Here is a 13,371-nt window from a genome sequence, read left to right as displayed (position 1 = left end):
CTATGACCCGCTTCCGTGCTTTCTTTCTGGGGTTAGTGCTGCTGTTTGTGGCCTTCGTGCTGGTTGAGTACTTCCGGCCTACTCCTACTAACTGGCGACCCACCTTCATCAACCGCGACAAAATCCCGTACGGCACCTACGTCTTGTTCGACGCGTTGCCGCGCGTATTTCCGGGTCAGGCCATCACCACCATTCGGCAGCCTATTGCCAACCAACTGCTGCCCACGCTTAACGAGGACATCAACCCCGATTCGGTGCTGTCTCCCCAGTCTCAGTTGCCCCTGCTAGGCCAGGCAGCTTCTTATATTTTTATCAACGCTGATTTTTATTGCTCCCGCCTCGATCGTGATGCCCTACTGCGCTACGTTGCGGCGGGTAATACGGCCTTTATTGCGGCCGAGCAATTTGACAATCTGCTGCAAGACACGCTGCATTTTGATACCAAGCCGGCCCTGGATCTGGATAGTCTGATGGCCCGCCGGTTCCAGCGCTCCAGACGCAACCTGGCTCCTGCCTCTCAACAGGCCAGCCTTACTCTGCTCTCTCCCCCCCGTGGCGCGGCAGGCCAGTACCGCTTTCCTACTGATGATGTGCAGTGGCATTTTGAAGCCTACACGGGATGCCGGGCCACCGTACTGGCCATCGATGCCCAGCGGCGGCCCGTGCTGCTGCGGGTGCCGCTAGGCCAGGGCGCTTTCGTGCTGAGCTCCACGCCGGCCGTCTTTAGCAACTACACGCTGCTCCAGCCACGCGCCACCACTTATGCATTTGCGGCACTGTCAGTGCTGCCGGCTGCGCGGCCGGTGTTCTGGGATGAGTACCAGAAGCAGGGGACTTTGGGTGAGCAGTCGTTGTTGCGCGTGCTAAAGCAAAATACCGCCTTGCGGTGGGCGCTGTATACTGGCCTAGCCGGCCTAGCGCTGTTCACGTTCTTCGAGGCCCGCCGGCGTCAGCGCGTTATTCCCGTGCTGAAGCCGTTGCCCAATACTACGCTGCTCTTCACGCGTACCGTGGCCGCGCTGTATCGGCAAGGGGCAAACCATGCGCTTATTGCCGAGAAAAAGATTGGGCTGTTTCGGGAGCAATTACGTCACCGTCTACAAGAACCCACGCTCGATTTAAACGATGAGGCTACCCGTGAGCGACTAGCCCAAAAGGCCGGGATACCGCGCGCGCAAGTAGATGACCTGATTAAGCTGATACATCGGGTGGAAACCGCGCCGCAAGTTACTGCTACCGATTTGCTGCGTCTTAGCCGAGCACTAAGCGACTTCAGAAAAGCCGCATTCTAAATTGCACTTAACTCAAAAATATAATCTTACCGTAATTGTACTTTATCAATTCACTGGATTGCGGCTTCTATCAGCTTAAACACAACACATATATATGAAATAATATTATAACTAAACCTCACCAACCAACTCCTCATTTCATTCGCTTTCGATCTGCCTAACATATGGATAATTCATCAACTTCTTCGGATCTAGGCCACCACTTGCCAGAGGACACCACACCCCAAGCTCCTGCTACTGAGTCACTCCACGACGCAACTTCTTCGGCTTCGGAAACGCTTGCTCCGCGCACCGATTTCAGTCAGCTCTCCGCGCATGCCGCCGCTATCCGCCAGGAGCTGGCCAAGATTATTGTGGGCCAGCAGGAGTTAGCCGAGCTGTTGCTGACGGCGCTGCTTGCTGATGGCCACGTGCTGCTAGAAGGCGTACCGGGTGTTGCCAAGACCCTCACGGCCAAGCTGCTCTCCCGCACCCTCGATGTGCCGTTCAGCCGCCTGCAATTCACCCCTGACCTCATGCCCTCCGACGTGTTAGGCACCTCCGTGTTTCGGCCGCAGCGCGGAGAATTTGAGTTTCGGCCGGGCCCTATCTTCGCTAGCATCGTGCTGATCGACGAAATCAACCGTGCTCCGGCCAAAACGCAGTCGGCTCTGTTCGAGGTAATGGAAGAACGGCACGTAACCCAGGATGGCACCACCTACGCCATGCCGGAGCCGTTTCTGGTACTGGCAACCCAAAACCCGGTGGAGCAGGAAGGCACCTACCGCTTGCCCGAAGCCCAGCTCGACCGCTTCCTGTTTAAGCTCCACGTGGGTTACCCTACCGCCGAGGAAGAAGTACAGATTCTGCTAGGCCACCACAGCGGCTTTGGCGGCGTCACGACTGATGCTGTACAGCCCGTACTAACGGCCGCGCAGTTGGCCGACATGCGCCAGTTGGTCCGTCGGCAGCACGTGGAGCCGAAGCTGCTAGAATACATTGCTCGTCTTGTAGGCCAGACCCGCGCCCATAAGGGTCTCTACCTCGGGGCTTCGCCACGGGCTTCCATCGCTCTGCTCAATGGGGCCAAAGCCCTGGCCGCCCTCCGCGGCCGCGACTTTGTGACGCCCGAGGACATTCAGTACCTGGCGCCAGCCGTGTTGCGCCACCGCATTCAGCTCACGCCGGAGCGCGAAATGGAAGGCGGCACCCCCGACGACATCGTCAAGCAAATTATCCAGCAGATTGAAGTGCCCCGCTAAATGAAGTACTCCACTTCCTGGCTGCTTGATGAGCTCACGCAGGGGCACCGCCTCAAGTACTTATTCTTTTGGGGGCACCAGCCCAGCAAATCGGGAGAGTTAACCAAGTCGTGCTTCAGCCAGTGGTGGCTGGCTGATTTTGTAGTGACGGGCATCACTTACCGCTCCACGGAGCACTGGATGATGGCCGAGAAAGCGCGGCTATTTCAGAATACGGAGCTCTTGGCGAAAATTCTGGCGGCTCCCAGCCCGGCCGAAGCTAAGAAGCTGGGCCGCCAAGTCACAGGTTTCGACCCTGCGGTGTGGGATGCCCGCAAGTACGAGATTGTTCGAGCTGGCAACGTCCACAAGTTCAGCCAGCATCCTTCGTTACGAGACTTTCTGTTAGACACCCACGACCGGGTACTGGTGGAAGCCAGCCCCGTTGACAGCATCTGGGGCATAGGCTTGGCGGCCGACTCAGTGGATGCGGAGCACCCGGCGCGCTGGCAGGGCGAGAACCTGCTGGGCTTTGCCCTGATGGAAGTAAGAGACCAGCTACGCACCACATGAGTTTTTTCCTGACGCCCCGTTTTTTTGTAGTGCTAGGCCTGTTGGTGGTGGGCTTTGTGGTGGCTTTTCTGGTGCCGGGGCTGCTAGTGCCGCTGCAGGTGCTGCTGGCGGCCCTTCTCCTGCTGTCGTTCATTGATATTGTTCTGCTCTACGCGCCGGGGCAGGGGCAGAAACGCCGGCCGTTATTTGGCCGGCGGGTGTTGGGTGACAAACTCGCCAACGGCTCCGACAATGAAGTGGCGCTCTATATTGAAAATCACTACCGCTTCCCAATCAGCGCCGAAGCCATTGATGAGATTCCACACCAGTTTCAGCGGCGCGACGTGCTGTTTGAGGCAGAAATAGAGAGCGGCCAGACGCACATTATTCGCTATCAGCTACGGCCTACCAAGCGGGGCGAATACCACTTTGGGGCGCTAAACGTGCTGGTGGCCTCCCCTCTAGGCCTGGTACGCCGCCGGTTCCGGTTTGCGCAAGATCAGATGGTGCCAGTGTACCCCTCTTTCCTGCAGATGCGCCAGTTTGAGCTGCTGGCCATTCATAACCGCCTCACCGATGTGGGCGTGAAGCGCATTCGGCGGGTAGGCCACAGTATGGAGTTTGAGCAGATCAGGCCGTACGTTCCCGGCGACGACTCCCGCAGCCTCAACTGGAAAGCTACTGCCCGCCGCGCCACCACTCCGGAGGCCGCCGAAGCCTTGGTGGTGAATCATTACCAGGATGAGCGCGCCCAGCAGGTGTACTGCCTCATCGACAAAGGTCGGGTAATGCGCATGCCCTTTGATGGCCTCAGCCTGCTAGACTACGCCATCAACGCGACCTTGGTGGTGAGCAACATTGCCCTGCTCAAGCACGATAAAGCGGGGCTGCTCACCTTCGCCGAAAAGCCCGAGCGCCTCGTGCCCGCCGACCGGCGCAGTGGCCACCTGGGCAAACTGCTGGAGGTGCTGTACAAGCAGCGCACGAAATATTTGGAAACCGACTTTCAGGCCCTCTACACCCAAGTCCGGACGCATATTAAGCAGCGCAGCCTCCTCATTCTGTTCACCAATTTCGAAACGCTGAGCGCCATGCAGCGCCAGTTGCCTTACCTGCGCCGCCTGGCTAAGTCGCACTTGCTGCTAGTGGTGTTCTTTGAAAACACGGAGTTGCGGCAGTACCTGGAAACACCCGCCGCCACTACGGAGGATGTGTATAACCAAACTATTGCCGAAAAATTTGCGCAGGAGAAGCGGCAGATTGTGCTGGAGCTAAACCGTTACGGCATCTACTCTCTCCTAACTCCTCCCCAGCAGCTCACGGCCAACACCATCAATAAGTATCTGGAGTTTAAGGCGCGTGGCCTGATTTAGGGTTTCAGGCCATGCTAGGCCACAACATTGCTTGGCTACCTTATATAAGTCAAACCCCGCCCGGCGCGCCAATACATAGTTGGGCGTCGGGCGGGGTTTTATATGTTTTAGGTATCAACTGTTGGCCCAGCGAGGCTGGCTAATCAGGGAATCCTACCAGCTTCAGGTCATCGATGAGCAAGCGCGTTTTGCCGGGATGCCAGAGCTTGACAACCACTTTATCGAACTCACCACGGCGAGGAGTGTGCACGTCGAGCGGCAGGGTGTTCGTTTGGCCAGGTTCGAGGGCGCGCTCCAGCCGGATGTAGCTTTCTTTTACTACAGCATCGCCTTTGCGGAAACTGACTAGCAGCAGCGTCATGTGCCACATATCCCACTGCATTTCCTCGGTTCGGGCCTGCACCGTGGCTCGCAGCCAAGTGTAGTCGCCGGGTTGTAGCGGCACCGTATACTCGGGGGTATTCTGCCGCACCGTGTCCATCAGGAAGGAGCAGCGCCCCACCAGCGGCGGACCAGCGCAGGCAGCACTATCCTGCGTTTCAAACCCTTCTTGTAGCAGTACTTTGGCATTGTCGGTGGGGCCTGTGTACCAGCCGTTGCTGTCTAGCAGTAGGCGCGCTTCTTTGGGCACCTCGTAGCGCCCGAGTATGCGCAGCCAGTAGGCACGGGTCATGTCGCCGGCAACCAGCAGCCCGCCCCGGTGTGCTTGGTGGGTGAGCCACAGGTTGTAGTACACACCCAGCACAAAGAACACGGCGTAGGCCAGTACCCACCGAGGCCGGGCCAGTATCCAGCCTAAGGAAGCAGCCAACGGCCAGGCCAGCACGGCGTAGCTCTGCACCATAGCCCGCTGACCCAATGAGCCACCATACCACCAAATGTCCCAGGCGAACGTGACGTAAATGAAAGCTACGGTAAACAGCAGAATAGCCCAGAAGCTGCGCGGCACCCGGTGCCGCAGCGGTCCGAAGCCAAGCAGGGCCGTAACGAGCAAGGGTGAGTACAGCAGCCAGCCGCTCCGGAAGCTGAAGATACCGTCCCAGAGATGGGGCTTGAGCCAGCTGAAGCCCTGATCCTGGTAGCTATACACAATCCAGTCGCCGCTTACGTAGTGCCAGTACAAGGGCTGAATAGCTACAAAGGCGGCGCCGGCCACTCCCGCGCCCAGCAAGAGGCCTAGGTGTTGCTGCCAAAAAGCAAGCCGCTCGCGCACCGACGCCCAGCTGGGCTGCATCCCCCAGAACAGCGGGAGCAGCGCGGCCAGAATTTCGGTGGGCCTCGTTAGCACCATTAAGCCTACCACGGCCCCAATAGCCACGGCCCGCCCCAGCGTAGGGCGCCGGTAAAAAGCCGGAGTCAGCAGAATCAGCACGGCATACCACAGAAACAGCCAGTTGTGGGTCATGGCCCCATTAATGGCGGAGTAGTCGAGGTAGTTGGTGCCGAGGACTAGCACCAACAGCGTCAGCACCGTAGGCCACTCCCCAAACCGAGGTAGCAGCGCCCGGCGTACCAGCCACAGGCCTAGCAAGGCCACCAACGTGTTCGCAATCTGCAGAATCAACTGATAAGGCGGGGAAAAGCCATCGGCGGGGTAGCCAAGCGGCTCGGCTAACGTGTGCGCCAGTAAGAAGAACGGAAGCTCCTGTAGGGCCAGGCCCGAGGAGTATTTCATCACATAGTGGCCGCTCTTGGGGTGCAGGAAGGCCTGATCGAAACCGGGCGCGGGCTTGTACTTCGTTACCACCTCGTCCCGAAACTTGAGTTCCTTCAGGTCGTGGTACACGAATATGGCCGGCAAGTACATGTAGTACCCAGAGGCATCCCAGCTGATAACTGCTTCAGTTTGCGTGTTTTTCCATTTTGGATAGTACCAGAAGGATACCAGTACGATAAATACCGAGCAGAACAGCCAGGCCAGACGGGAGGGCGACTTCATGCAGTACAGAAACAGCGGGCCGATAACTAGTGAAGGAGAATAGGCGTAATCGGGCGCAAAATGAGAAAAAAAGCCACGGGTTCCTGTACCGGCCCGATGCTTGTGTACTTTCGAGTCTCCACCCTCCTTCCGCTATGCCTCGGTTCCTGCTCCCTCGTTTCTTCTTTTTAGTACTGCTTTTCTGCACTGGTGGCTTACACGCTCAACCTACCACCGATACGCGTGGTCTGTTGCCCGTACCAACTCAGGCCGCTTGGGGCCAGGGCCGCTTCCCCATTAAGGCGAGCTTTACCTGGCAGGTTTCTACGCTAGCCCCAAGCAGTGCCGCCGATTCTGCCATTACCGAAACCGTCAACCGCTTCCTGCTGCCAGCCTTATCAGCGGCATCACCCTCGGCTGATGCGGTCCGTAAAGCCCGCCTTGCCTCGCAGGTGCCAATGGCCAATTTGGTAATTCAGTACGGGCGGGCGGGTCAGTTGCTGGCTTTAGGCGAAGATGAGTCATACAGCCTCCGCGTGACGCCCATGGGCGTATCCCTCAATGCTGCTACCCACCTGGGCGTACTGCGCGGACTGGCTACTCTCCGGCAACTCGTTGTGCATGAGAAAAAATCGTTCTGGTTTCCGGAAGTAGACATCACCGATTCGCCGCGCTTTGTTTGGCGGGGGCTCCTGCTTGATGCAGCTCGCCACTTCATGCCCCTGCCTGTCATCAAGCGTAACCTAGATGGCATGTGGGCTACCAAGCTCAATGTTATGCATTGGCACCTGTCCGATGATCAAGGGTTCCGGGTGGAGAGCCGCGCTTTGCCGCGCCTGCACACTATGGGCAGCGAAGGACAATTCTACACGCAGGCCCAGGTACGAGAAGTACTGGCCTACGCCTCCCGGCGGGGCATCCGGGTGGTGCCGGAGTTTGATATGCCGGGCCATACCACGGCCTGGTTGCCGGGCTACCCTGAGCTTGCTTCCAACGACTCCACGTATGGTGTTTCGCCGCGTTGGGGAGTCCTTAATATTGCCATCGACCCGACTAAGGAAACCACCTACCAGCTGATAGATAAACTACTGGCCGAAATGACCGCACTGTTTCCGGACCCTTACTTCCACATCGGGGGCGATGAAAATGATGGCCGTCAGTGGAAACGCAATCCTCGCATTGCCCAGTACATGCGCGACAACAAGATGGTAACGGATAAGGGCCAAGTGGATAAGCATGCTTTGCAGACCTTCTTCAACCGTCGTATTGCGCAAATGCTCACCAATTACAACAAGAGAATGGTGGGCTGGGACGAAATTCTGGGTCCAGGCTTACCGACCGATGCCGTTATTCAGAGCTGGCGCGGCCGCAAGGGTCTTTATGATGCAGCTAAACAAGGCCATCCTACCCTGCTCTCCAATGGCTACTATATTGATCTGAACTACAGCGCCGCCAGCCATTACGCCGTAGACCCTTTGCCCCAGGATGCGCCCCTTACTGCCGAGCAGAAGAAGCTGGTGCTTGGTGGGGAAGCCACCATGTGGGCCGAGTTCGTGGATTCCGTCATTGTCGACTCCCGAATCTGGCCTAGAGCAGCGGCCGTAGCCGAGCGGTTGTGGAGCAGCGGCTCCGTTACATCGGTGCCGGATATGTACCGCCGCTTGGCGCTGGTTAGTCAGCAGCTAGATGCTATGGGCCTACAGCACAAAAAGGCCCCGGAGAAGTTGCTTGCCCAACTGGCCCAGGGGCAAGCGGTGGCCCCGTTACGCACTTTCGCCAGCGTGCTAGAGCCCGTGAAGGAATACAAGCGCCATTTCCAGGGGTTCAAATACACCACTCAAACGCCCCTAACCCGGCTTGTGGATGCAGCCTTGCCCGAGTCAGATGCGGCGCGGGAGTTTGGCGTAGCCGTAGATGCCTTGCTGGCGCGGCGCGCGGCCTCGGCTGGCACCCTCCCCGCTGATACTCGTGCTACCCTGGCCGCATTGCGAGCCACGCTGCTGCGCTGGCAAGCCAATGATGCCCTAGTGCAGCCCCTTCTTACGACCAACCCTACGCTTACGGAATACGCCCCGCTTTCTATTCAGCTGAAGGCGCTGGCTACCTTGTCGTTGGAGCGCTTAGCGCAGCTGGAAAAGAGGCAGGCGCCTACGGCCGCGTGGCAGGCGGCGGCCCTCAAACAACTGGAGGCGGCCAAAGCACCTGCCGGCCAAACGGAGTTGGCCATCGTCCCGGCAGTGCGCCGGCTCGTAGAAGCGAAGTAACAGACCTACGCTCTCCACTTATGAAACGCTCGTACCTGGCTGCCATCTTATTGCTTGCTGCTTGCCAACGCCCCCAGCCCGAAGCCGCCGACCCCACCCGCTCCGGAGAAGCCACGGAGCCGACCTCCGTTAGTGCGGCGGCCGCTCCTACGCTGGCGCGAGTAGCCCCCATTTTACGCGGCGTCTGGGTGAAAGCTGATTACCTGGCTGACGTAGCACGCACAAAATCCCCCTTGAAGTCGGCCCGCAAGCTAACCGACCTTGTGGCCTTTTCGGTGGAGCCCGGCCGGGCCAATGGCGACAGTCTGCTGGTGGATGCCAACTACAACAACCATGAAGCTGCTACTTTCCAAGTTGTGCTGCGCCCGGGCCTGCAGCCAACCTCCCTGCCCACTACCTGGTCTGATTACGCCCAGCTTACCAATTTTTACGAACTGGCCTACCGCCTGAGCCCGACCGATACGGTACTGGTGCTTAATAAGTACAACCAGCAAAAACGCCTGTTGCAATCGGTGTCCTACTCGCGCATTCCGGGCGTACCGCCGTCAAATTCGGCGCCTTCTGATGGCTTGCAATACTTCGTTAACCGGCAGCTGTTGGCTGGCACCTACACCGCCCTCGATGCGAAAGGCAACAAGAAGGAGGTTCGGTTTACGCCCACCGGTCAGGTTGAAGGTCTCGACAATTTCCGCCAGTACTACGTGGCCACCGACTTTGTCGTGACCGTCGAAAACAACCTCGACAACCTTATTTTCGACATCGGCACCAAGCGCCAGCAGGACTACGTGTACACCATCAGCCACGACACTGTGCGCCTCTATAATGCCCGCGTAGCCGAGCCCGACTTACTACGCGGCCCATTGCAATACACGCTGGTTCGGGTGCGCTAGGCCACCTGCGGCAGCGCAACGCCTGGAGTAGTTAGAACAGAACTGCCACCTGCATGCGCCCGGTATGCACGGCGTTTAGGCCGTTGGCCTTGCGGCCGTCGTAGGCCACCGTAATGTTGAGGCCGTTGCTGAGGCGTTGTTCCAGGTTCAGGTTCCAGGTGAAATTGCTGCCAGGGCGCAGGGCATTCAGGATTTCCAGCCCTACCAGTGAGGCTTGCTCTCCCTCAAACCCTACCCGCACATAGCGCGTGGTAGCCGACAGGGTGCGCTTGCCAACCTGACTAACGCGGGTTTCTATCCCCATCTCATCAAAGGTGCCGCGCGTGTCTAGCTCGGGGCCCGCGGTATTTTGCTTGGTGGTACGCAGGTACGTGCCCGTAAAGCGAAGCGACTGTGAGGGTTGATAGCTCAGCTCAGGCGCAATTTCGTACTGCAGCAGCCGAAAATTTCGGTTTGTGAGGTAGTTAGAAGCATTCTGCCGAATAGTGCGGCTGGTAGTAAGCCGCCCAGTGAGCGACTGAGCAAGGGTACGCCGCAGCAGTAGGCTCTGGCTGGCCAAGTTGCGTATATCGGAGCCTTGCGTCAGGAGCACCTTCTGCTGGGCTTGCTGCACCGTAAACTCCGCCCCGAAAATGGGGTTTGAGCGGTTGAAGTATAGGGTGTTGCGCAACAGCTTGTTCAGGCTTAGCAGCAAGCTGTCCTCGGTCTGGAAGGCAAAGGGGTTGAGCCGGGAGCTGAGGCTATTCTCAGTGGTTTTGCGGTCGAGTGTGACGGTAGTAATGGCCGAGAACCGCCCGATGAAGCTGCGTAGGCCAGGTTGCTCCCGCCAGCCGCGCGGGGCATTGGTAGTAAGGCGGTAGCTGAAGCGGTTGGTAAAGGCCAGAATGTACTCATCGGTAGGCAGGTACACCTTTATGTGGGTGCGGTATTGGGCATCCAGCGTTTGAGCTTCGAAGAATTCGGCCTTGTCCTGCTGTCCGTTTTTAGGGTTGGTGTCACCGGCGTAGTAGTGCGTCCCTTGCCCATTAGGCACGGCAATGAAGGCGTAGTCGCGCTTTAGTTCGCGGCCCGTAGCCACGGCATAGCTCAGCTCAGAGCGCAGCATGTTATCGAAGAAGCTGGCGTTCCAATCGAGCTTGCTGAGCACCGTGCGCTGGCGGGCACTATCCAGAGCAGCCAGGTCGCGGTAGGTAGCCAGCAGGGAGAGCTCTTGGGTGCTGCCTAAGCGTGTGGCCATGGTGCCCTGCCAGGTTTGGGCCCGGCCCCGCCCGCGCAGGGCTCTTTGGTCGGTGGTAGGAGTTTGGTCGCGGCGGTAGCTGTAATCGAGGCGGAAACGAGTGCGGGCGGAGTCTCGACTTTGCACAAACAGCGCGTGCTCATCAAAGTAGTTGGCCGAAGTCAGGGAGTCGCCATTGGGCAGAGCCACGCGGTTTTTATCGAAGCGGTACGCATAGCCGGGCACTACGGGGCCACCCACGTAGCGGGCCGTAGCCTCACCGCGCGCCCAACTAGAGTGCCGCCGGCCTGCCTCCGAGTTGAGCACAAACAAGCTGCCGCGTAACTGCACGTTTCCAGTTTGGTGGGCCACATCGAGCCAGTGCTGTAGGCCACTCACCTCGCCGGCCCGGTAGCGCCGACTCAGGCGGTAGCCAATGGCGTTGTCGGCATTTTTGACTACGCCCAGGGCAAAGTTCAGAATGTTCTCTTCCTTGGGTGTTGGGGCCGTGCCGTTGATGGTGGTAGTAGTGGAGGTAGAAGCGCTCCAGTTGCGGTCAAACTCAATATCCCGGTACCGGTCAATAGGCGAAAACCGGTGGCTGGTGTACTCGTAATCCAGGGAGCTACGCAGCTTGTACCCTTCTAGGCCAGGGAGCCGCACGGGCCGATCCTGAATGGTGTAGCCCACGCGCATGGCCCGTCCCTTCGCCGACTCCGGCGAGAAACGGTTTAAGTCCAAGTCTGAGGACGCCAGATCCACGAACACGGTGCTCGTAGAATCGAGGCGGTAACTGGCTCCTACTGTAGCAAGTTGCTTCTGAATAGGTGTGGGCAGCACCCGCACCGGCGAGTAGTTGCCCTTGCCCTCCCCCACGTACTCATATACCCGGCCGTTGGCATTCGGGAATTTGGTGCTGAGGTTGTAGCTGCCTTGCCCAGTGCCCACGTTGGTAAAGCGCACGTTGTACACGTTGCGCGTAGAGTCCGGCGGGTCAGAGTACGCATACACGGGCACGCCGTTCACCTCATTGAGGTTGTACTGCACCTGCCGCCGGTCGTAGGCCTGTAGCTCCGCGCCCGGCGTCACGGCCCGGCTCACGTTGTCGCCGATGTTCCGCAACAGGTCCCTATCCGTGTCCGATAATACTAGGTTGGGAGAGTTGTCGGGGTTGTCTGATTCGCGGTAGAAGTTGGCGTGCACCTGCAGCCGGCCCAGCTGCTGGTAATGACTCACGTGCAGGAGCGAGCGGGCGTAGTTGAAGTCGGAGTACTCGAAATCAATCTTGATGCGCGAGTTGCGAGTTATCAGGTGCCGGGGCGAGAAGGTTACCTCCGCCTGGTTGTAGTCGATAACATAATCGAAGTCGAAGCCGCGCACCATCAGCCGCCCATCCAGGTATACCCGCTCTGAGTTGGCCAGCACAATGATAAACTGCTCCCCGTTGGGGCCGCGCAGGCGGTACGGGCCCTGCACATTTTCTATCGGTGCCACATCAATGCTGGCAAATTTTCCCTTGGCCACGCCGGCGGCGGCAGTAGTGGTGGCAAACACTGGCCTACGCGGCGCGCCATCAGCTCCTACCCCACTCCGGGCCGGCGTAACTGTCGTCACCGTTTGGGTGTTATCGAGCGGCCGTGGGGGCACTGCTCCGGCAGCAGGTGGGTTAACCGGCACTGTGGGCGGAGCCGTCACGAAGGTACCTGTACTCGTTCCGGAAGCATTGGGGTACTGGAAGAGTTGAGTATTGCTAACCGCAGGACCTACCGCACCACCCCCGAATCCGCCCAAGGGTAGTTGCCCGAAATTGGCTTCCACGGCTGCACCCTGAATGTTTTTGTAGAACCGCAGGAAGTAATCGGGCTTATTGCGCAGCACCACATCGCCGGCCGTCAGGTTCCAGCGCGGGTGCGTGAGCGTGATAAAAATGCGGTCAAACTCCTGCAGCTGCTGAGTATTGCCCTCCGGTTGAAATGGCACATTCTGGTCCGAAATAGCCGCCGTGAGCGTAATCTGGTCGGTTAGGCGCCCTTCCAGTTGCAGGTTCAGAGACGAGTTGACGAATACGTTCTGGGTGTTGCCAAAAGAAACGCCCCTGGAGAGGTTGCCGGTCTTATTGATGCCCGGCGTACTGAGTATCTGCTCCTTCACCGTAAAGTCTTCCAGCCCAAATGGTCGCCGAATAAACTCCAGGCTATCCATCATGCGGCGGGGCCGCAAGTACCGGGCGGCCGACAGCTGCACCGGCAGTACGCGGTAGCACACCAATACGGAGTCTAGGCCACTGGGCAATACCAAATCGGGCTGCCCGGGCTTCGGCGACGGGAACCGCATGGAGGGCCGGATGTAGCGGTAGCGCCCACTCCGGTTGTCGTAGGCCACTGAGCGCCCCTCAATGGCTACTGAGGCGGGCACAATGGTCAGCGTGTCTTGCAAGCTGAACTCGGTAGTGTCGCGGTTCGGCAGCAGGCGCACCCACGTGCAGCGCCGCGTGTTAGCGGGCGTTAACTGTTGAGCATTGGCTCCCGCGCCCACCCCTGCCAACAGAATGAGCAACAGCCAGAAGCGCAGGAAAAGGTGCGGAAAGCTGCTACTCATTCAGTAAAAATACGAGGCCTGTAGTTTAGAGCTAACACAACGTTACTG

General features: G+C 58.7%; 8 protein-coding genes. 6 read left to right on the top strand and 2 right to left on the bottom strand.

The features are described from left to right. Positions 1–2 precede the first annotated feature (2 nt). The 4 genes from EU556_RS06300 (at position 3) to EU556_RS06285 (ending at position 4,437) form a co-directional block, all read left to right on the top strand. Positions 3–1,292 carry a DUF4350 domain-containing protein gene (locus EU556_RS06300; RefSeq protein ID WP_135432218.1) on the top strand — a complete coding sequence of 430 codons (1,290 nt, stop codon included), beginning with the start codon at positions 3–5 and terminating at the stop codon, positions 1,290–1,292. Between the two features lie 164 nt (positions 1,293–1,456). Continuing rightward, positions 1,457–2,533, top strand: a complete 1,077-nt coding sequence (locus EU556_RS06295) for an AAA family ATPase (RefSeq protein ID WP_135432216.1) — start codon at positions 1,457–1,459, stop codon at positions 2,531–2,533. After that, positions 2,534–3,085 (top strand): NADAR family protein, encoded by a 552-nt coding sequence (locus EU556_RS06290; protein WP_135432214.1) that lies wholly within the window; start codon positions 2,534–2,536, stop codon positions 3,083–3,085. Continuing rightward, complete coding sequence (locus tag EU556_RS06285) at positions 3,082–4,437, top strand: DUF58 domain-containing protein (protein ID WP_135432212.1); 1,356 nt, start codon at positions 3,082–3,084, stop codon at positions 4,435–4,437. Before EU556_RS06290 ends, EU556_RS06285 begins: the two co-directional genes overlap by 4 nt. A gap of 139 nt (positions 4,438–4,576) precedes the next feature. Here the strand turns inward: EU556_RS06285 and EU556_RS06280 are convergent, their stop codons facing one another. After that, positions 4,577–6,376, bottom strand: a complete 1,800-nt coding sequence (locus tag EU556_RS06280) for a hypothetical protein (RefSeq protein ID WP_135432210.1) — start codon at positions 6,374–6,376, stop codon at positions 4,577–4,579. A 134-nt stretch (positions 6,377–6,510) separates the two neighbouring features. Between EU556_RS06280 and EU556_RS06275 the strand changes: the two genes are divergently transcribed. Both EU556_RS06275 and EU556_RS06270 read left to right on the top strand, forming a co-directional pair. Continuing rightward, on the top strand, positions 6,511–8,619 hold the full coding sequence (locus EU556_RS06275) for a beta-N-acetylhexosaminidase (protein WP_135432208.1): 2,109 nt from the start codon (positions 6,511–6,513) through the stop codon (positions 8,617–8,619). A gap of 20 nt (positions 8,620–8,639) precedes the next feature. Beyond that, positions 8,640–9,509, top strand: a complete 870-nt coding sequence (locus EU556_RS06270; protein ID WP_135432206.1) for a hypothetical protein — start codon at positions 8,640–8,642, stop codon at positions 9,507–9,509. Between the two features lie 31 nt (positions 9,510–9,540). On the opposite strand, the gene EU556_RS06265 is transcribed toward EU556_RS06270, so the two are convergent. Further along, positions 9,541–13,323, bottom strand: a complete 3,783-nt coding sequence (locus EU556_RS06265) for a hypothetical protein (RefSeq protein ID WP_135432204.1) — start codon at positions 13,321–13,323, stop codon at positions 9,541–9,543. Positions 13,324–13,371: the final 48 nt, after the last annotated feature.

It is taken from the genome of Hymenobacter fodinae, assembly GCF_004745825.1.
In the GTDB taxonomy this organism is placed as follows: domain Bacteria; phylum Bacteroidota; class Bacteroidia; order Cytophagales; family Hymenobacteraceae; genus Hymenobacter; species Hymenobacter fodinae.
This window is presented reverse-complemented; position numbering and strand designations above follow the sequence as displayed.